The organism is Algoriphagus sp. 4150 (genome assembly GCF_031457395.1).
In the GTDB taxonomy this organism is placed as follows: domain Bacteria; phylum Bacteroidota; class Bacteroidia; order Cytophagales; family Cyclobacteriaceae; genus Algoriphagus.
The window spans coordinates 1-18601 of the sequence record NZ_JAVDWS010000025.1; the positions used below are offsets into that span (position 1 = coordinate 1).

Genomic DNA, 18601 nt, shown 5'->3' on the forward strand with positions numbered 1-18601 from the left:
ACAGAGAAGTTAAGCCCTGCAGCGCCGATGGTACTGGGGTTACACCCGGGAGAGTAGGTCGCCGCCTCATTTATTCAGACCCGTTGGTTAATTCCACCGGGTCTTTTTGCGTTTTGTGGGATAGAACAATTTTGAACAAGTAGTCGCTTGGAAGTTTTGATTTCAGGAACACTTACTTTTGACATAGTATTTTTGATTCTATTTTTCATTTTTGGAATATTATTGCAGCTTTGCATCAAATTAAATTTGAATGTCCGTTCTATTTAAAAGTCTCTGTATTATCCATCCTAATGGGGTAGAGGAATTACAGGATTATGTTTTTGAAAAAGGAGAGCTTACACCTATAACTTCTAGCAGCACTCTACAGTATGATAGGGAAATCGATGCTACAGGCTGGCGTATCTCGCCTGGGTGGGTTGATCTCCGATGCGGGATGGGAGAGCCTGGACTTGAGTACAAGGAATCTATAGAAAGCCTTGCTGAATCTTTAGTTGTGAGTGGTTTTTCGACTGCTGTCATACTTCCAAATACCGATCCTGTCATTCAGTCCAAAGGAGACGTTGATTTTGTGCTGAACCGGGCAAAAAAATATTCTCCGGAATTTTTGATCCAAGGAGCTGTGACCAAGGATATCGGAGGAGAAAACTTTACTGAAATTCTTGACATGCATCATCAATCAGGAGTTTCTGTCTTTGGAGAAGGAACGAAAACTTTAGCAAATGGTGATCGATACTTGAAGGTACTTCAGTATCTCCAGAAGTTTGATGGAGTGCTTTTCGATCATGCTTATGATCCATTGTTAGCGATCTTCGGACATATGCATGAAGGGGAGAATTCTACAATGCTCGGGGTGAAAGGCATGCCAAACCTTGCTGAGGATATTGCTATCCAGAGAAACCTTGAAATTATTCGCTATACAGGAGGACGGGTTCATTTTCAAACTATTAACACGGCTAAGGGGGTTAGGCTTATAAGGGATGCGAAAGCAGAAGGGCTAAAGGTAACTGCTGATGTTTCCATCTATCAATTATTGTTTACTGATTCGGATTTGATGGATTTTGATGCAAACCTTAAGGTATTGCCACCATTCAGGGGAAATACTGACAGGATGGCTCTGATCGAAGGAATCAAAGATGGTACAATAGACGCACTGGTCAGTAACCATCAGCCTGAAGATAGAGATTCGAAATTTATGGAATTTGACCTTGCTAATTTTGGAATGGTAGGTTTACAAACATTCCTTCCTGCACTTGTACTATTGGAGAAAGAATTGGGATGGGATCTTTTATTGGATAAAATAACTACAGGTCCCAAAGCAGTACTGCCTCATAAACTTACTGACTCATGGACCATTTTTGACCCTGAAGCCGAATGGACTTATGATGAGAAATCAAACAAATCACTTTCATCCAATTCACCTTGGTTTGGGAAAAGTCTAAAAGGAAAGGTGAAATACGTGATTCAAAAAGGTCAGCTAATAGAAGTGGATGTATAAGTACTTTAGTTCATCATACAGGTTTGGAGGTTTTGCGGGTGCTTTGAGTATCCTTGCTTTTATCACATTGTCATTCCTGTATCCGGATCCTACCAACTTAACACTGATTTTTGGCTATATTATTACTCCTATTGCCATATTTTTGGCTATTAAGTTCTTCAAAGAGTATAGTAATGACGGCTATTTGTCTTTTGCGGAGGGCATGTCTGTGGGTTTTGTGGCGTATATGTTGGAAGCAACTATTTCCTTGGGAGGGATATGGATAGTACTGTTAATACACCCGAATCTATTTGATCAGGTGAAAGACTCAAAGCTTGCAGTATTGGAAAGTAGCAAGGAATCCATAATCACTCAGGTAGGTGAAAGTTCATTTGATTTGACCTTGGAAAGCATTAGAAATATGGTGCCGTTTGATATAGCTTTAAATGATGCGCTGTGGAAAATCATTCCCGGACTGTTTTTTACTATTATTATATCTATTATTTTAAGGAAAAATCCTAACTAACGAACTTATGGAAGTACAACAATCTCCTTTTCAAGCAGCAATTAAACCAGGATTGACAATTGGTTTGGTGTCATTGGCTATTATCTTTTTGGCTTATTTTGTAAATTCTTCTTTACTGGCATCGGGCTGGTTTGGCTTCGTGTCTTTGGTTATTTCAGCGGCATTAGTCATCTATTTTGGTTCCCAATATCGAAATGAACAGGGGGGCTTTATGACATTTGGTACAGCCTTTAATTTTAGTTTTATTTCTTTGGTTATCTCCGCCTTGATTGGGACTATCGGTATGATCCTTCTTTTGCTAGTAGTGGATCCTTCACTTCCACAAGTACTTGCGGATATAACTTTCCAAACTGCTTTGGATACAATGGAGAAATTTGGAGCTTCTGCAGATTCCTTACCTCCTGAGCAGTTAGAAGAAATGCGAAAAGCGACCTTGGATAGTTATACTATTATAGGACAATTGAAAGGTTTAGGCTTTATATTGATTTTTTATGCAATAGTTGCCTTAATTTTGGGAGCAATCCTAAAGAAAAGAGACAAGTCTCTCGATTATTAAATTATGCCTCAGATTTCAGTTGTAGTTCCTGTATATAACGAGGAAGAGTCACTGCCTGAATTAACTCTATGGATTAGCCGTGTCATGCATGATCACGGCTTTTCTTATGAATTGATTTTTATAAATGACGGCAGTACAGATGATTCTTGGGGGATCATTTATTCACTTTCCCATAGATATAATGAAGTGAAGGGAATTAACTTCACCAGAAACTACGGCAAATCAGCTGCGCTGGATGCGGGGTTTAAGAAAGCATGTGGCGATGTAGTGATTACCATGGATGCTGATCTGCAAGATAGCCCGAACGAGATCCCGGGTCTTTATGTGTTGATTATGGAGGGGAAGTTTGATGTGGTGTCTGGCTGGAAGAAGGAGCGCCATGACCCACTGGGAAAAACTATTCCTTCCCGGTTTTTTAATGGAGTGACCAGATGGATCTCCGGAATCAAACTCCATGATTTCAATTGTGGATTGAAGGCATACCGTCTTAAGGTTGTCAAGAATATTCAGATCTATGGAGAAATGCATAGATACATTCCATTACTTGCCAAGTGGAATGGATTTAGCAAAATTGGAGAAAAAGTGGTGCAACATCAGTCCAGAAAATACGGATATTCCAAGTTTGGGATAGAACGTTTTTTAAATGGTTTTCTGGATTTGATTTCTGTCTCTTTTGTGCATCGATATAAAAAGAAGCCCATGCATTTTTTTGGTTTCCTGGGTAGTTTTTCTTTTCTGGCAGGATTTATAATTACCTGTTGGTTGATCTTTGAAAAAGTCTATGGATTAAGCAAAGGGTATAAAGTCAGGGAAATAACCGACCAACCCCTATTCTTTTTAGCATTAGTTGCTTTGATTATAGGAGTCCAGCTCTTTGTGACAGGATTCATTGCGGAGTTGATGACTTCCAATCAATCCAAGGAAACGGAATATAAAATTGACGAGGAGATAAACTTCGACTTTTGATGAAGTTCTCGGTAATCATACCGGTCTACAATCGTCCCGAAGAGTTACGCGAATTAGTACTTAGTCTTACAGAGCAGACTTTCGCGGATTTTGAGGTAATCGTGATTGAGGATGGCTCCACGCAGGATTCGAAAAATGTTGTCAATGATTTTGATACAAAGCTGAGTATCCATTATCTGGCTCAGTCCAATACAGGGCAAGGATTTGCCAGAAACAATGGGATGAAAATTGCCTCCGGTGATTTTTTTGTTATTCTTGACTCTGATGTGATTTTGCCCTCCGATTATTTAGAAAAGCTTTCGAATGCCATTCAGGATAGAGGTCTTGATGCTTTTGGAGGGCCGGATGCTGCGAAGGATGATTTTTCAGCTTTGCAAAAAGCAATGGATTTTGCAATGACATCGGGCTGGACCACGGGGGGGATACGTGGTAAAATGAAAAACCCTTCCAAGTATCAAGCCCGTGGATTCAATATGGGAGTTTCCCGAAAAGTCTTTGAAGAGATCGGAGGATTTGCAGATCCAAATCGGGGAGAAGATATAGAGTGGAGTATAAGGATAAAGAAGTCCGGATTCAAACTGGAGCTGGTACAGGAAGCTTATGTATATCATAAGCGCAAAAACACGCTCATATCATTTGCCAATCAGGCTTTTTCATTTGGTCGAAATCGGGTGAATGTTTCTAGATTTCAACCCGGAGCTATTGCCCTTGTTCACTGGTTACCGACGGCATTTTTGCTGTTTAGTCTTTCTATTCCCCTTTTCTATTTTGTATATAAACCGTTCTTCTATCTCAATTTATACATATTCCTAATTTGGAGCGTCGGCGTGATCCTTTCATCCACCTTTCATAATCGCTCTGTAAAAGTAGGTCTATTGAGTTATGTGACTTCAATTTTGCAACTCTGGTCTTATGGGCTTGGGCTGCCTTATGAGCTCTGGAATAAGTTAGTAAAAGGTTAGTTCCCTTTTCTACATACAAAAATAACTTCTTCCGGGGGAAGAGCATTTTGCGTTATCAGTTCGGGAGAGATCTCTTTTACAAACAAATTTTCCTCAATTTGAAGTCCTGATTTCCTAAGGCGTTCTGCATAGTCTTTTCCAAACTTCCGCACATGATCTCTCTGTCCAAATATACGCTCCCGCTCTGCAGGATCAGTTATGCTTTTATCTTCTAAGGTGCTATCGATAGGATAGACCGGTGATTGTAATATGCCCCATCCACTGGGCTTCAAAACACGGTTGAACTCAGCACAAGCTTTTAAATCATCTTCTACATGTTCTAGCACATGATTGCAAAAGACTACATCGAAGCTGTTGTCGGGAAATGGAATATCGTGAACATCCATTTTGACTTTAGCCAGTGGGGATTCTATATCGGCGGTGATATAATCTAAGTTTCCCAGACCTGCAAACCTCCCGATAAAACAATGCTCCGGAGCTACATGGAGCACCCGGAGTGGAGCTGAGAAAAAGTTCGTTTTTTCTTTAAGGTAAAGCCACATCAGCCGATGACGCTCAAGAGATAAGCAGTTTGGACAAAGTGCATTCGCTCTTGCAATCCGTCCATAGGGCAGGAATTTTTTATAACTGTGCTCACAGACCGGACAGGTGACAGCATTACCTGAATTCATCTTCGCAAAAACTTGCATGACTAAAGGACTTACCCGCTGCAATAATGGTCTAGGGACGTATCGTATAACGAAACTGATAATGGACTTCATGATGGACTTTGATCAGGCCGCAAGTTACGCAAAGGGTCAAAAGGAGCGTAACATAAATGAAGGTTTTGCCTTTTTAGATTTTTTAGGATTTCAAATGCAATAAGTCCCTTGTTTGTGGAGAATCAATCAGTATTTTAGTTGATGTGAATAGATAGCTTTTTTTCAATTTAAGAAAATGCCCGTATGAAAATTGACAGATTACTTTTTATCAAGTGCTTATTTATATTATTTGCTCTTGGTGCAGATTTCAATTTAGCCAAAGCCCAGGATACCCAGACGTTCACCCTAAAGGACCTGGTACAGCATGCAAAGGATAATTCTCCCGAGGCCCTTCGGGCGAAAAACAGAAGAGAAAACAACTATTGGCAGTACAGACTATTCAAATCAAATTATAATCCACAATTAAGACTGACAGGAACAATTCCACAGTATTCTCAGGAATTTAACAATGTAACGCAGCCCGATGGTTCTATAGTGCCTATTCAGGTGAATCAAAACGTGATGGATTTGGGATTGGGATTGGAACAGGTAATTGGTGTTACTGGTGGAACTGTTTCTGTCAACACATCTACCAATCGATTTGATAATTTTCTTTCGAATCCGGGTGAACCTCAGACCAGATATTCGGGAGTACCTGTAAATGTGGCCTTGCAACAGCCTATTTTTGCATATAACCGATTTAAATGGGATAAAAGAATAGAGCCGCTGTTGTATGAAGAAAGTAAGCGTGAATATGTTGAAGAGATGGAGAAGGTGTCTATATATGTTACCGGGTTGTATTTTGAGTATTTAATCGCTCAGGTGAATTCTGAAATTGCAGCTACCAATCTCAAGAATACAAATGATATTTTCGCCATCGAAAAACGAAGAAACGCGATGGGAGTGACGCCGGAGGATGAACTTTTGCAAATAGAACTGCAGGTATTAAATGCACAGCAGGCTATGGCAGAGGCGCAACTATCTCTAGAAAGCGCAGCATTTACGATGAATTCATTCATTGGATTGAATCAATCTTCCAAGTTGAACCTTATCTCCCCTGAGAATATCCCGATTTTTGAGGTGGATGTTGATCGGGCAATTGAGCTTGCTTTCCAAAACAGAGCTGAAGCGATTGGTTATGATAGGCAAAGAACACAGGCTGCCTCAGAGGTTGCGATGGCTAGAGGACAGCGTTTTCAGGTATTGCTTAATGCTAGGTATGGATACAATAATGCCGCTTTTAATTTCCCTGATATCTATCAGAACCCAAATACTCAGGCTTTGGTGAGTGTAGGGCTTTCGGTTCCTATTTTGGATTGGGGAAGGAACAAGGCAAGAATGTCTATGGCAATGGCCAACCAGGAGTTGGTGGAAAATACTGTTGCACAAGAGTTGATTAATTTCGAACAACAGATATTTACCAAAGTGAAAAACTTCATGATGATAAAGGAACGGTTGAACGTAACCAGAGTGTCAGATGATGTAGCCCAACGACGTTATGAAATTGCCCTAAAAAGATATCAAACAGGTAATGTGTCTATTACAAACCTAAATATTGCCCAAAATGAAAAAGACTCCAATAAAAGAGACTTTTACACTTCCTTGCGGGATTTTTGGGTGGCCTATTATGAGTTGAGAGCACTCACTTTATATGATTTTGAGAATGAAGAGCTACTCTATGTGCCTGAGAAAGATTGAATTCGGGATAGTGTCAATTCGGACACTTTCTCAAAAAAAGATCAGGAATTTGCGTTGATGTAATCTTCTAATTTTTTCATTTTTTTCTCCAGTTTTCCTATTGACTTTGACTGCTTCTCCATAGACTTGGTGATTTTCTGTACGTCATTGGGGGAGAGTTTGCCTGCGGAATTCTTCTTTTCAAAATTAGTTCTAAGATCTTGACGTTTTTTAATCGCTTTTTCGTGTTGTACTTTGTGTTTTTCAAGGCTTGCAATTGACTTTTCTACCTTTTCTTTGGTTTTAGCATCCACTGCGGTAGTGCTTATTTCCTGCGCTATAGCGTTAGCTGAAGACAGGTAGGTTAACCCGCCTAGTAGAAAGAGTATACAGATCAGTTTTTTCATGATTTCGATAATTTGGTCAACTATTATATAATATACGTTTGCCAATAAATATACACAAGATTTGTCTAGTTCTATGTTTCTTCTTAATCAGAATCATGGGTGCCTCCTTTTGGTAATCTTCCCGCTTTTTTAAGCGATTCTCTGATGATCCATTCTAGTTGGCCATTGGTACTACGGAACTCGTCTGCGGCCCATTTTTCGAGCGCTTTCATCATATTCTCGTCCAACCGTAGTGCAAATGCTTTCTTCTTTGGCATTATTACTGATTTAATGTTCCTACATTGAGTACAGGGCTCGCGCTTTTGTCAGAGCAGAGTACTACCATTAGATTAGAAACCATTACTGCTTTTTTCTCATTGTCAAAATCTACAATTTCCTTGAGTTTAAGATCTGCCAATGCCATTTCTACCATTCCCACAGCCCCTTCCACTATTTTTTGTCTGGCAGCTACTATTGCGGTGGCCTGTTGCCTTTGGAGCATGGCAGAGGCGATTTCTGAGGAATAGGCGAGATGGGATATTCTGGCTTCAATCACCTTGATTCCGGCATGATGGAGTCGCTCACTGATTTCTTTTTCCAAGGAATGATTAACTTCTTCGACTCCGGATCTCAGGGTGATTTCCGCTTCTTCTGCCTCAAAATTATCATAGGGATAGAGTCCGGCCATCTTTCTAATAGCTGCATCAGATTGTAAATGGACAAAGTTTTCATAGTCGTTTACATCAAACGTAGCTTTGAAAGTGTCCTCTACTTGCCACACAACTATGGTTCCAATCATTACAGGATTGCCGATCTTGTCATTAACTTTTACCGGTTTGTTTTCGAAATTTCGTACCCGCAGTGATATTTTCTTTTTTGTCATGAACGGAATCACCCAATAGAAGCCATTGGCTTTTACACTCCCTTTATATTCACCAAAAAGGAGAAGAACCATAGATTTGTTTGGTTCCACTATGAAAAATCCCGGGAAAGTTGCCGCGGCCAAAATACTAATGAAAATCAGCCCTTGATGACTGCTAAGTAGGAGGGCAAAAATAAATAGGACAATAATGAGTAAGATCATTGCGTATCCTGAAACGGGTTTAGTTATTTTTTCCATGTTAATATGATGTTAAAATGATATCATATTGAATTACGGTAAAAGTAAAATAGAGTTCAGTTTTATGAAAAAAAAATGCTCCGAGGGTGGTCGGAGCATCAGATTAAGATTGGTCAGGTTATCCACTTGTTTACCGCCAAAGAGACTAAAGCATTATAGGATTTAGAAAACACTAGCGCCGAGGCTACTTCGGCCAGTCCGCTGTGGCGGATCTTCTGTCATCGGTCTTCCTGCCGTTATACCTAAGGAAATGAGGCTACTGGCATCATTGCGGATAATTATATTATTTTTTCTTAAAGAGTGAATCGACAAATTCTTTTCGATTGAAAATTTGCAGGTCGGTCATCTTTTCTCCGACTCCGATGTACTTCACCGGGATTTTGAATTGATCAGAGATTCCTATTACTACACCGCCTTTGGCAGTTCCATCAAGTTTGGTGATGGCAAGAGAAGTGATTTCTGTGACTTTTGTAAATTCCTTAGCTTGAATAAAGGCATTTTGTCCTGTAGAACCGTCCAATACAAGTAGAATCTCGTGAGGTGCGTCAGGGATAAATTTTTGCATCACCCGTTTGATTTTCCCCAGCTCGTTCATCAGATTGACTTTAGTATGAAGTCGTCCTGCAGTATCGATGATTACCACATCGGCATTAGAATCTACTCCTTGCTTTACTGCATCAAATGCCACAGAAGCAGGATCTGTATTCATTCCATGAGAAACCACGGGCACACCTACGCGCTCACCCCATAGAATCAACTGGTCTACGGCTGCGGCTCTAAATGTATCGGCGGCGCCTAAAATCACAGATTTGCCTGCTGAATGGAATAGATTGGCAAGTTTTCCGATAGTGGTAGTTTTGCCCACACCGTTCACGCCTACTACCATGATTACATAAGGTTTTTTGCCTTCCGGAAGATCAAAATCCAGTAGATCTTGAGAATTGTTCTCCTTGAGAAGATTTTCGATTTCTTCTTTAAGAATAATGTCAAGCTCGGTGGTGTTGACGTATTTATCTCTAGCGACCCGCTCTTCAATCCTTCTGATGACTTTGATGGTGGTATCTACACCCACATCCGAAGTGATTAGAATTTCTTCCAATTCATCCAAAACCTCGTCGTCCACTTTGGACTTGCCTACTACAGCTTTACTGAGTTTTGTGAAAATGTTTTCGCTTGATTTCTGAAGGCCTTGATCGAGACTTTCTTTCTTGTCTTTTGAAAAGAAACCAAAGATTCCCATACTTGTGCGTTTTAAAAGTGGAATATAACGAAAAAGTCCCTGCTGACCGATGGACAGAGGGACTAAAATGCCTTATGTTGCGATTTGCAACTTATTTTTTCAAGGTATCCTGTACCAACGGGGAAGGAACCATTTCTTCTCTGAAGGTATAAGCGCCGGTCTTCTCAGATCTTACCGCTTTGATTACTTTGGCGTAAGACACGCCACCTTCTTTTTTAAGGGTTGCTACTACTTTCTTAGCCATGGTCTTGTCGTTTTAACGGAATTGCTTCCGAGCTAGATTACTTAATTTCTTTATGAACAGTTACTTTCTTCATGATTGGGTTGAATTTCTTCAATTCCAATCTTTCAGTAGTGTTTTTTCTATTCTTGGTAGTGATATATCTTGAAGTACCTGGCAGACCGGAAGCTTTGTGCTCCGTGCATTCCATAATCACTTGTACTCTATTGCCTTTCTTAGCCATCTTTGTATTGATTTAAGGGTAGTGACCTTGATTATCTGATTACAATCATCCCGTTATCCTGAGCTTCTTTCAAAACCGCAGTGATACCTTTCTTATTGATAGTCTTCAATGCCTTAGTACAAACTTTCAAAGTGATCCATGCATCTTCTTCTGGAACGTAGAACGTCTTCTTGTGAAGATTTGGGGAGAATCTACGCTTAGTTTTGTTGTTTGCATGGGAGACGTTGTTACCTACTCGAGGTCTTTTTCCGGTAATGTCACAAACTTTTGCCATGGTAATGTATAGTAAATTGTATCCGTTTCTGTAATGAGTCTGCAAATATCGGAACTTTTCGGGGATTTGCAACAATGCGTTTCAAAAATATTTCCTTTTACCTCAGGCTTTTGGATAGGGGCAGTGTTTGCAGCCACTTCCACAGCAATAGCCCCGTTTTAGGTGGTATTTTTTGGTGAAAACCATCAGTCCCTGAGCATTGAAATAAAAGTCTTCCGCACTTAATGCTGGGGTTGGGAGGGGCTTCTTGGGATCTTTCATGGTTAGGGTAAAGGCAATTGCTATATTTGGCCTTGGATGACTCCTTATTAGTATAGTACACAAAATTACGAAAAACATGCAGACTATTAGTTCAAGCAAACAAGCAATAGCCTTAGAAGATAAGTACGGTGCCCATAATTATCATCCATTGCCGGTCGTGCTGGCTAAGGGGGAGGGTGTTTTTCTGTGGGATGTGGAAGGAAAGCGTTATTATGACTTTTTGTCTGCCTACTCAGCGGTTAATCAGGGGCATTGTCATCCCCGAATCAAGGATGTGCTTATTGAGCAAGCCGGCACCCTTACTCTTACATCCCGCGCATTTTACAATGATGTGCTGGGTCCATTCGAGAAGTACATCTCCGATTATTTTGGTTTTGATAAAGTGCTTCCCATGAATACCGGAGCCGAGGCAGTGGAGACAGCTATTAAAATAGCAAGAAAATGGGGATATGAAAAAAAAGGTATAAATGAGAATAAGGCTAAGATTGTCGTGGCAGAAAATAACTTCCATGGTAGAACGACGACAATCATCTCTTTTTCCAACGATGAAAATGCACGAAAGAATTTCGGACCTTATACTGCTGGGTTTGTAAAGATACCTTACGATGATATTTATGCGCTTAAAGCAGTTTTGGATGATCCGGATGTGGTTGCATTTTTGGTGGAGCCTATTCAGGGCGAGGCGGGCGTGTATGTGCCGGGAGAAAATTATCTAAAGGAGGCAAAAGCTGCGTGTGAAGCCAAAAATGTTCTTTTTATCGCTGATGAGATTCAGACGGGAATAGCCCGCACGGGAAAATTGCTTGCAGTAGACCATGAAAACGTTAGACCTGATATCCTGATTTTGGGGAAAGCTGTTTCAGGTGGGTTTTATCCTGTTTCTCTTGTGTTGGCTGACGACGCCGTGATGAATGTCATCAAGCCGGGACAGCATGGGTCTACTTTTGGAGGGAACCCACTGGGTGCACGGATCGCAATGACGGCTCTGGAAGTGGTGAAAGATGAAAAACTGGCCGAAAATGCCGAGAAGCTAGGCAATGTATTTCGGTTGAGAATGCAGAAACTGGTTGAGAAATCAGATCTAGTGAAGTTAGTCAGAGGCAAAGGTCTTCTCAATGCCGTAGTGATCAATGACTCGGAAGAAAGTAGCACTGCCTGGGATATTTGTATTGCTTTGAAAGACAATGGCTTGTTGGCCAAGCCCACCCACGGTAATATTATCCGATTTGCTCCGCCATTGGTGATGACTGAAGAACAGATTCATGAGTGCTGTGATATAATCGAATCTACTATATTGAACTTTAAAGGGTAAGATATTCTTGGTTTAAAGATTGATTGACTTAATGACTTTCGATTTGCCCCTCCTGTGTTTTTGAGATAGGGAAGGGGTTTTTTAGTGTCATATGCTTAGTTTTGCAACTTTAAATTAAACTGAACCAACACATGTTAAAAGCCGTCATTTTTGATATGGATGGGGTGATTTGCCATACCAATCCATTTCATTCCATTGCTTTCCAGCGATTTTTCGCAAAGCGGAATCTTAATCCCACCGAGGCTGAGTATGCCGAGCACATGTATGGGAAAAATAATGGATATATCCTGAGCCATTTTCTGGGGAGGAAAATTGAAGGGGAGGAGCTTCTTGAGTTGGAATTTGAAAAGGAAAGCCTTTTTCGTGAAATCTACCAAGAGCAAGTGGTCCCAATTTCCGGATTCTTGGACTTTTTTTATGCACTGAAGCAAGCAGGTTTAAAAACCGGCGTAGCAACTTCTGCTCCTTTCGCCAATTTGGAACTCATTGCGGGCAAACTGAATCTATTTCCCCATCTAGAATCGGCTTTAGCCAGTGAGCAAGTAGCCAAACATAAGCCTGATCCTGAAGTATATTTGAAAACTGCTGCCAATCTTTCTCTGGATCCAAGCCAATGTGTGGTTTTTGAGGATTCCTTTTCAGGGGTATCCGCAGCGAAGAATGCAAAGATGAAAGTCGTTGGGGTGCTTTCTTCCCATACTGTCGAAGAACTTCCTCCTTGTGATTTATATATAGAGAATTATGAAAATTTAGAAGTAGAGAACCTACTGTCTCTGCTAGAATAGGCTAAATCTGCTTAATACTAATTTCAAGATTTTTTAACATTCAAAAATCGCGTAACATTAGCTTAATGTACTAATGTGCCTCAACGGCTATTGTTACGCACTTTTAGATGGATTTATTGCTAATTTTTTAATTGGAAAATTAGTTTAAATAACTGATAAATAACTTTGGAGTCACTTTGAGTAAATGTTGATGTTCGACCTTTGTCGTGCTGTACAATTACTAATTTAAAAAATCTTCCTGTATGCGAATCCACTTCGCTGCAGCAGTTGTCGTTTTGACAATGATCTCACTAAGTGCTTTTGCAAGGGGCGCTGAAGGGGATTCGCTGCTGACTAAAACATCTGAGCCATCAACTCGGGCTGAATGGTATGACCGTATCCAATTGAGAGGTTATGCCCAAATGAGATACAATGGTCTTTTTGAGTCCAATCCAAATTTGGGATGCTCTCAATGCGACAAGTCTTGGGGTACCGGAGGTTTTTTCCTTCGGCGGATCCGAATGATATTCTCCGGTCAAATCCATGAGCGTGTGTATATGTACATACAGCCTGATTTTGCTTCCGGAGGTCAAAATTTTGCACAAATCCGTGACGCTTATTTCGATCTGGGGATAGATGCGAAGCAAGAATTTAGGTTGAGGATTGGGCAGTCAAAAGTTCCTTTTGGATTTGAAAACCTGCAATCAAGTCAAAACCGTATTCCTTTGGATAGAAATGACGGATTGAACTCGGCTGTATTGAATGAGCGGGATCTTGGAGTGTTCTTGTATTATGCGCCCACAGAGATTCGGGAGAGATTTAGCTATCTGGTTTCTTCAGGACTGAAGGGTTCGGGGGATTATGGGGTGTTTGGTGTGGGGATTTACAACGGACAAACAGCGAATCTGCCAGAGCAGAATAGAAATTTCCATGCGGTCACACGAGTTAGTTATCCCATGAAATTGACTTCAGACCAGTTTGTCGAAGCATCCTTGCAGGGATATGCGGGAAAGTTTGTGATCAATCGAAATCCACTGACAGATTTTGATCAAATTGAGTTTCCTGAGTTTAGATTCGGGCCGACTTTGGTCATTTATCCTCAGCCATTCGGGCTACAGGCAGAGTTTAATTGGGGGAGAGGTCCGCAATATAACCCTGAGACAAATGATGTAGAAGAAGCTCCGCTAAAAGGAGGATATGTGCTGGCGTCCTATATGAAAAAAACGGGCATGGGGGCAATTATTCCATTTACGAGATACCATTTTTATTCAGGGGGAAAAAAGTTTGAGCTGGATGCCACCCGACATAGGGTAAATGAACTTGAGATTGGGATTGAATGGCAATTTCACAAAGCACTGGAACTGGTGACTATGTATACGATTTCGGATCGGTCTGCTCGGAATTCACTTGATCCATTAAATAGAGAGCGGGGTAGTTTACTTAGGATTCAAGCTCAGGTGAATTTCTGATCTTACTAAATCAGTGAGGAGACGATTGGCTATGGAGGTGTTTTTTGTTTTTTAACTTAAAGGATAAAATCCCTATGGTTAACTTTGGGGACGCTGAACACATTAAAAATCATGCAAAGAAGACCACGAAGAAACCGCAAATCTGAATCAGTTAGAAACTTGGTAGAAGAAACCAGTCTGTCTGTGAAGGACCTGATTTTTCCGCTTTTCTTGATCGATGGATCAAACCGGAAAATTGAAGTCAAGTCTATGCCGGGGATTTTCAGATTTTCCCAAGACCTTCTTCTTAAAGAAATAGAAGAATGCCTTAAGCTCGGTATTACCGCGTTTGATGTTTTTCCCGCTTACCCGGAGTCCCTCAAAGATCCGATAGCTTCCGAAAGCTATAATCCGGAAACTTTTTACCTGAAGGCTCTCCGTGAAATCAAAAAACAATTTCCGGAAGTTTGTCTTATGTCTGATGTTGCCATGGATCCTTACAGCAGCGATGGTCATGATGGATTGGTGAAGGATGGGAAAGTCCTGAATGATGAGACTCTGGAGATTTTGGCCCGAATGTCTCTTGCGCAAGCGGACGCCGGTGTCGATATCATTGGTCCTTCGGATATGATGGATGGAAGAGTGGGGTATATCCGGGATCTATTGGATGAAAATGGGTTTACAGACACTTCTATTATGTCATACACTGCCAAATACGCCAGTGCGTTCTATGGTCCTTTTCGGGATGCGCTGGATTCTGCTCCTAAATTCGGTGATAAAAAGACCTATCAGATGAATCCTGCAAATTCGCAAGAGGCATTAATCGAAGGCGACTTAGATACAGAAGAAGGGGCGGATTTTCTAATGGTGAAGCCTGCGCTCTCGTATTTGGATATTATTAGGCTTCTCAAAGAAAACTTCCCGTTGCCGATAGCGGCTTACAATGTGTCCGGCGAGTACAGTATGGTGAAGGCTTCAGCGGAAAGAGGCTGGATTGACAACGACCGGGCCATGCTTGAGATCTTGCTGAGTATTAAACGTGCCGGAGCGAAGGTGATACTTACATATTTCGCCAAAGAATATGCAAGTTTGGCTAGATAGTACAATGTGCTTTTGTATATGAGTTAAAAACCAGCTTAGGCTGGTTTTTTTTATGTTTGTAGGTTATATAATAGACCGTTTTGATATTATTTGATGGTAATTTTTAAGGTAATGGTGAAAAAAATATCCATTTATTGAAAATTTATATTTTTCGTAAATACTGTATGTTTGAATAAAAACCTGTTTTTTCTACTTTTTACAAATAATATTCTAATTTCATGGTATTTTTTTTAGCAATGTTCTGAATAGCACCTTTGGTAATCGGTTTCGTAAAATTTTATAGACATTAACCAAATAATATTTTTTTGTTTATGTGGTTTACAAAAGAGCCACTTTTTCAATAATTTTTGAAAAAAATGCAAAAAAAGGATTTAAAATGATCTCAAAAATGACTTTTATATGCATTAATTGTAAAAATGGATTTGTTTTTTTGGAAATAATATAATTACATTCGGCTGTAGATTAATCTTCTAAACCTATTGTAAATTCTGAAAATTGTTCTTTTAACTATATCTAACCTATGAAGTATTTCGCAACACTGTTGGCCCAAGATGTGGCCGCAACAATGGACTTGTCTGCTGAGATTTCACAAAATCTTCTCACGACAAACAACGTCTGGATGATGCTTTCGACAGCTTTAGTGTTTATCATGCACTTAGGCTTTGCGGGAGTAGAGGCAGGATTTGGCCAGGCCAAAAACACTGTAAACATCCTATTCAAAAATACGATCACCCCTATCATCGGCATTTTGTCCTATGCCTTTGTAGGATTCTATCTGATGTATCCGGGATTTGAAACTCCGGGATGGTTTGGGTTTGATGCATCTGGCTGGAGTATGTTTTGGTTCTCCCCCGCAGATGCGGACGTGACTGTCGACTATGCTGAAGGAGGCTATACCTACTGGACAGATTTCTTGTTCCAGGCTATGTTTGCCGCTACAGCTGCCACAATTGTTTCGGGTGCGATTGCGGAACGTGTGAAGCTGTGGGCTTACCTTGTTTTTACCCTAATCTATGTAGGGGTAGTGTATCCGTTAATCGGAAGCTGGAAGTGGGGAGGAGGAGCATTGGATGCGATGGGCTTCTATGACTTTGCAGGAAGCACGTTGGTCCACTCCGTAGGTGGCTGGGGAGCACTTGCAGGAGTGATATTAGTCGGTCCCAGAATCGGTAAATATGTTGACGGAAAGACTGTAGACAAGCCTGGCGCAAGTGTCCCTCTGGCAGTAATCGGTGTCTTCTTACTTTGGTTGGGCTGGTTCGGATTTAATGGCGGTTCGGTGCTGTCTGCAGATCCTGCATTGGTTTCATTCGTGCTGGTTACTACCTGTCTGGCTGCCTGTGCCGGTGGGATAGGAGGATTCCTTGCGGGTAACTTGGTGTTCAAGCGTTTGGATCTTGGGATGGTACTTAACGGCATACTTGCAGGTCTTGTCGGTATTACCGCCGGTGCTGATGTGATCAATCCTTTGGCTGCAGTATTTGTCGGTTTTGTAGCCGGGATATTGGTAGTGTATTCAGCGGTGTTGTTGGATAGGTTTAAGCTTGATGATGTGGTCGGCGCAGTTTCCGTCCATCTGACATGTGGTATTTGGGGTACATTGGCAGTGGGTATTTTTTCGACCAACCCTGAGCATTCTTTCCTCATTCAGTTGACTGGTGTGGCTATCTGTGGGGTTGTTGCTTTCTCTGCTGCTTTCCTAATATTCTTTGTCCTGAAAAAGACTGTTGGCATTCGTGTATCTGAAGAGCATGAGCGTAGCGGCTTGGATTCACATGAGCATGGAATCCGAGGCTATACCATTGTGTACGACGAATAGTCTAAAAATAACATTTCCTGCCCAGGGAAAGCGCTTTTTCTTGGGCGGGCTTTATTTGATCAATCCTATTTTAAACCATTACCAATTTGTAACATGAAAAAAATTCAACTATCCATAGTTGCGCTGCTGCTTTCAGTGTCTTCCATCAGCTTTGCGCAGGAGGTTATCATTGTCGAAGAAGAGAGTGAATCTTCTAAATTAACTTTCTCAGGTTCTGTAGATGCTTATTTCAGAACGAACTTTAATGGCCCTAACAAGGGCGAAGATTTTCAGGCTCCTGCAACATCCTTTGCTAATCTGCCTGGTTTTTCTTTAGGCATGGCCAATATTATTGCGACTTACCAAGGAGAGAAAGTAGGGGCGGTAGCTGATTTGGTTTTTGGACCTAGAGGTGAGCAGGCTGTTTTTGGTTCTCCGATGTTTGCCGGTGGAATGGCCGGGAGTTCTCAGATTGTCAATCAGCTTTACGTGTACTGGAATGTGTCCGACGTAGTGACCTTGACAATGGGTAATTTCAATACTTTCCTTGGTTATGAGGTGATTTCTCCTACAGCTAATTTCAACTACTCTACTTCATATATGTTCTCCAATGGACCATTCTCCCATACCGGTTTGAAAGCAGATTTTGCGCTTTCTGACAAATGGTCACTAATGGCTGCCGTGATGAACCCTACGGATATGACGGAATTTAATCTTCTTGGAACTTATACATATGGAGCTCAATTGGGATATTCTACCGATGCGGGAAGTGCTTATTTGAACGTTGTGTATGGAGATCAGGACGGCAAACTCGATGACAATGGAACTTTGGTGCCGAATCAGGCTTCCATGGGAAGCACATTCCAAGTTGATTTGACTGCTGGGTTCAATCTTAGTGAGAAATTTTACTTGGGATTAAACACTACCTATAATACTACTTCTGCCGGTGAGTTCTATACAGGTTCGGCGGTGCAGGATGCCGATGGGGATGGTGCCGGGTTTTATGGTGTAGCGGCGTATTTGCAAGCTGCTACTTCTGATAAATTTTCTATCGGTCTTCGTGGAGAATACTTCAGCGTGTTTAACGGAGGTTTGGAAGATGTTGTCGGTCTCAATACTAGTGGAGACGGCAGTGTTTTTGCTACCACACTATCAGGAAATCTAAGGGTAAGCAAGAATCTGACACTTATTCCTGAGTTGAGATTGGACTCCATGAGTAATGACTTCTTTAAGAATAATGATTTGAACGATTCAAAGAGCTTAGCGTCATTTATGTTGGCGGCTGTATTTGCTTTCTAAGGATATAATCAGGGTCTATTGTTAATATTAAAAGCCGGGATGGATTTCGTCCCGGTTTTTTTGTTTTTATTAGTTTATGGTTTAAAGTAGGTTGATTCTCAATCTAGCTATTCCGAAAATGCTGTTGTAAATTGTATTATAAGTTTATTTTAAAACGGTATAAAATAAGTTTATAATTAATTTGGAAAATATAATTTTATCATTTGTCAAAAAACATTGAATTAATACTGATT

21 protein-coding genes are annotated in these 18601 nt (G+C 40.8%); 12 read left to right on the forward strand and 9 right to left on the reverse strand.

Going from position 1 to position 18601, the window contains the following annotated elements:
• Positions 1–250: 250 nt before the first annotated feature.
• From J2X69_RS21580 to J2X69_RS21600, 5 genes are read left to right on the forward strand one after another with little or no spacing between them, the layout of a single operon-like run.
• Complete coding sequence (locus tag J2X69_RS21580; protein WP_310108013.1) at positions 251–1495, forward strand: dihydroorotase; 1245 nt, start codon at positions 251–253, stop codon at positions 1493–1495.
• Positions 1488–2000: a DUF4199 domain-containing protein gene (locus J2X69_RS21585; protein ID WP_310108015.1), complete on the forward strand. Its 513-nt coding sequence runs from the start codon at positions 1488–1490 to the stop codon at positions 1998–2000. The genes J2X69_RS21580 and J2X69_RS21585 overlap by 8 nt, the downstream gene beginning before the upstream one ends.
• 7 nt (positions 2001–2007) lie before the next feature.
• The gene (locus J2X69_RS21590; protein WP_310108017.1) at positions 2008–2556 is read left to right on the forward strand and encodes a DUF4199 domain-containing protein; all 549 of its coding nucleotides are present in this window, start codon (positions 2008–2010) and stop codon (positions 2554–2556) included.
• 3 nt (positions 2557–2559) lie between these two features.
• Positions 2560–3522 (forward strand): glycosyltransferase family 2 protein, encoded by a 963-nt coding sequence (locus tag J2X69_RS21595; protein ID WP_310108019.1) that lies wholly within the window; start codon positions 2560–2562, stop codon positions 3520–3522.
• Positions 3522–4484 (forward strand): glycosyltransferase, encoded by a 963-nt coding sequence (locus tag J2X69_RS21600; protein WP_310108022.1) that lies wholly within the window; start codon positions 3522–3524, stop codon positions 4482–4484. Before J2X69_RS21595 ends, J2X69_RS21600 begins: the two co-directional genes overlap by 1 nt.
• On the opposite strand, the gene J2X69_RS21605 is transcribed toward J2X69_RS21600, so the two are convergent.
• A complete protein-coding gene (locus tag J2X69_RS21605) occupies positions 4481–5245 on the reverse strand; it encodes a class I SAM-dependent methyltransferase (protein WP_310108024.1) in 765 nt (254 codons plus the stop codon). The genes J2X69_RS21600 and J2X69_RS21605 overlap by 4 nt on opposite strands.
• A 183-nt stretch (positions 5246–5428) precedes the next feature.
• On the opposite strand from J2X69_RS21605, the gene J2X69_RS21610 reads away from it, so the two are divergent.
• Complete coding sequence (locus J2X69_RS21610; RefSeq protein ID WP_310108025.1) at positions 5429–6922, forward strand: TolC family protein; 1494 nt, start codon at positions 5429–5431, stop codon at positions 6920–6922.
• A gap of 41 nt (positions 6923–6963) precedes the next feature.
• Here the strand turns inward: J2X69_RS21610 and J2X69_RS21615 are convergent, their stop codons facing one another.
• The 8 genes from J2X69_RS21615 to J2X69_RS21650 all read right to left on the reverse strand — a co-directional run bounded on the left by J2X69_RS21615 (position 6964) and on the right by J2X69_RS21650 (position 10724).
• Positions 6964–7308, reverse strand: a complete 345-nt coding sequence (locus J2X69_RS21615) for a hypothetical protein (RefSeq protein WP_310108027.1) — start codon at positions 7306–7308, stop codon at positions 6964–6966.
• An 83-nt stretch (positions 7309–7391) separates the two neighbouring features.
• On the reverse strand, positions 7392–7565 hold the full coding sequence (locus J2X69_RS21620; RefSeq protein WP_310108029.1) for an Arc family DNA-binding protein: 174 nt from the start codon (positions 7563–7565) through the stop codon (positions 7392–7394).
• Positions 7566–7567: 2 nt separating this feature from the next.
• Positions 7568–8407, reverse strand: a complete 840-nt coding sequence (locus J2X69_RS21625) for an SPFH domain-containing protein (RefSeq protein WP_310108031.1) — start codon at positions 8405–8407, stop codon at positions 7568–7570.
• Between the two features lie 283 nt (positions 8408–8690).
• On the reverse strand, positions 8691–9647 hold the full coding sequence (gene ftsY / locus J2X69_RS21630) for a signal recognition particle-docking protein FtsY (RefSeq protein ID WP_310108033.1): 957 nt from the start codon (positions 9645–9647) through the stop codon (positions 8691–8693).
• Positions 9648–9738: 91 nt separating this feature from the next.
• On the reverse strand, positions 9739–9891 hold the full coding sequence (locus J2X69_RS21635; RefSeq protein ID WP_310108035.1) for a DUF4295 domain-containing protein: 153 nt from the start codon (positions 9889–9891) through the stop codon (positions 9739–9741).
• Between the two features lie 37 nt (positions 9892–9928).
• On the reverse strand, positions 9929–10111 hold the full coding sequence (gene rpmG, locus J2X69_RS21640; protein ID WP_057939355.1) for a 50S ribosomal protein L33: 183 nt from the start codon (positions 10109–10111) through the stop codon (positions 9929–9931).
• A gap of 31 nt (positions 10112–10142) precedes the next feature.
• Positions 10143–10385, reverse strand: a complete 243-nt coding sequence (gene rpmB / locus J2X69_RS21645) for a 50S ribosomal protein L28 (protein ID WP_192351650.1) — start codon at positions 10383–10385, stop codon at positions 10143–10145.
• A gap of 102 nt (positions 10386–10487) precedes the next feature.
• Positions 10488–10724 (reverse strand): DUF5522 domain-containing protein, encoded by a 237-nt coding sequence (locus J2X69_RS21650; RefSeq protein ID WP_310108043.1) that lies wholly within the window; start codon positions 10722–10724, stop codon positions 10488–10490.
• Here J2X69_RS21650 and rocD point away from each other — a divergent pair.
• From rocD to J2X69_RS21680, 6 genes are all read left to right on the forward strand, one after another.
• Complete coding sequence (gene rocD, locus J2X69_RS21655) at positions 10723–11958, forward strand: ornithine--oxo-acid transaminase (RefSeq protein WP_310108045.1); 1236 nt, start codon at positions 10723–10725, stop codon at positions 11956–11958. The two genes, J2X69_RS21650 and rocD, sit on opposite strands and share 2 nt — an antisense overlap.
• A gap of 131 nt (positions 11959–12089) precedes the next feature.
• On the forward strand, positions 12090–12743 hold the full coding sequence (locus tag J2X69_RS21660; RefSeq protein ID WP_310108047.1) for an HAD family phosphatase: 654 nt from the start codon (positions 12090–12092) through the stop codon (positions 12741–12743).
• A 242-nt stretch (positions 12744–12985) separates the two neighbouring features.
• Positions 12986–14191 (forward strand): porin, encoded by a 1206-nt coding sequence (locus tag J2X69_RS21665; protein WP_310108049.1) that lies wholly within the window; start codon positions 12986–12988, stop codon positions 14189–14191.
• Positions 14192–14302: 111 nt separating this feature from the next.
• Positions 14303–15271 (forward strand): porphobilinogen synthase, encoded by a 969-nt coding sequence (hemB, locus tag J2X69_RS21670; protein WP_310108051.1) that lies wholly within the window; start codon positions 14303–14305, stop codon positions 15269–15271.
• A gap of 520 nt (positions 15272–15791) precedes the next feature.
• Positions 15792–17090 (forward strand): ammonium transporter, encoded by a 1299-nt coding sequence (locus J2X69_RS21675; RefSeq protein WP_310108053.1) that lies wholly within the window; start codon positions 15792–15794, stop codon positions 17088–17090.
• A gap of 93 nt (positions 17091–17183) precedes the next feature.
• Entirely contained in the window at positions 17184–18368 is a 1185-nt protein-coding gene (locus tag J2X69_RS21680; protein ID WP_310108054.1) for a porin, read from the forward strand.
• The last annotated feature ends 233 nt before the right edge of the window (positions 18369–18601 follow it).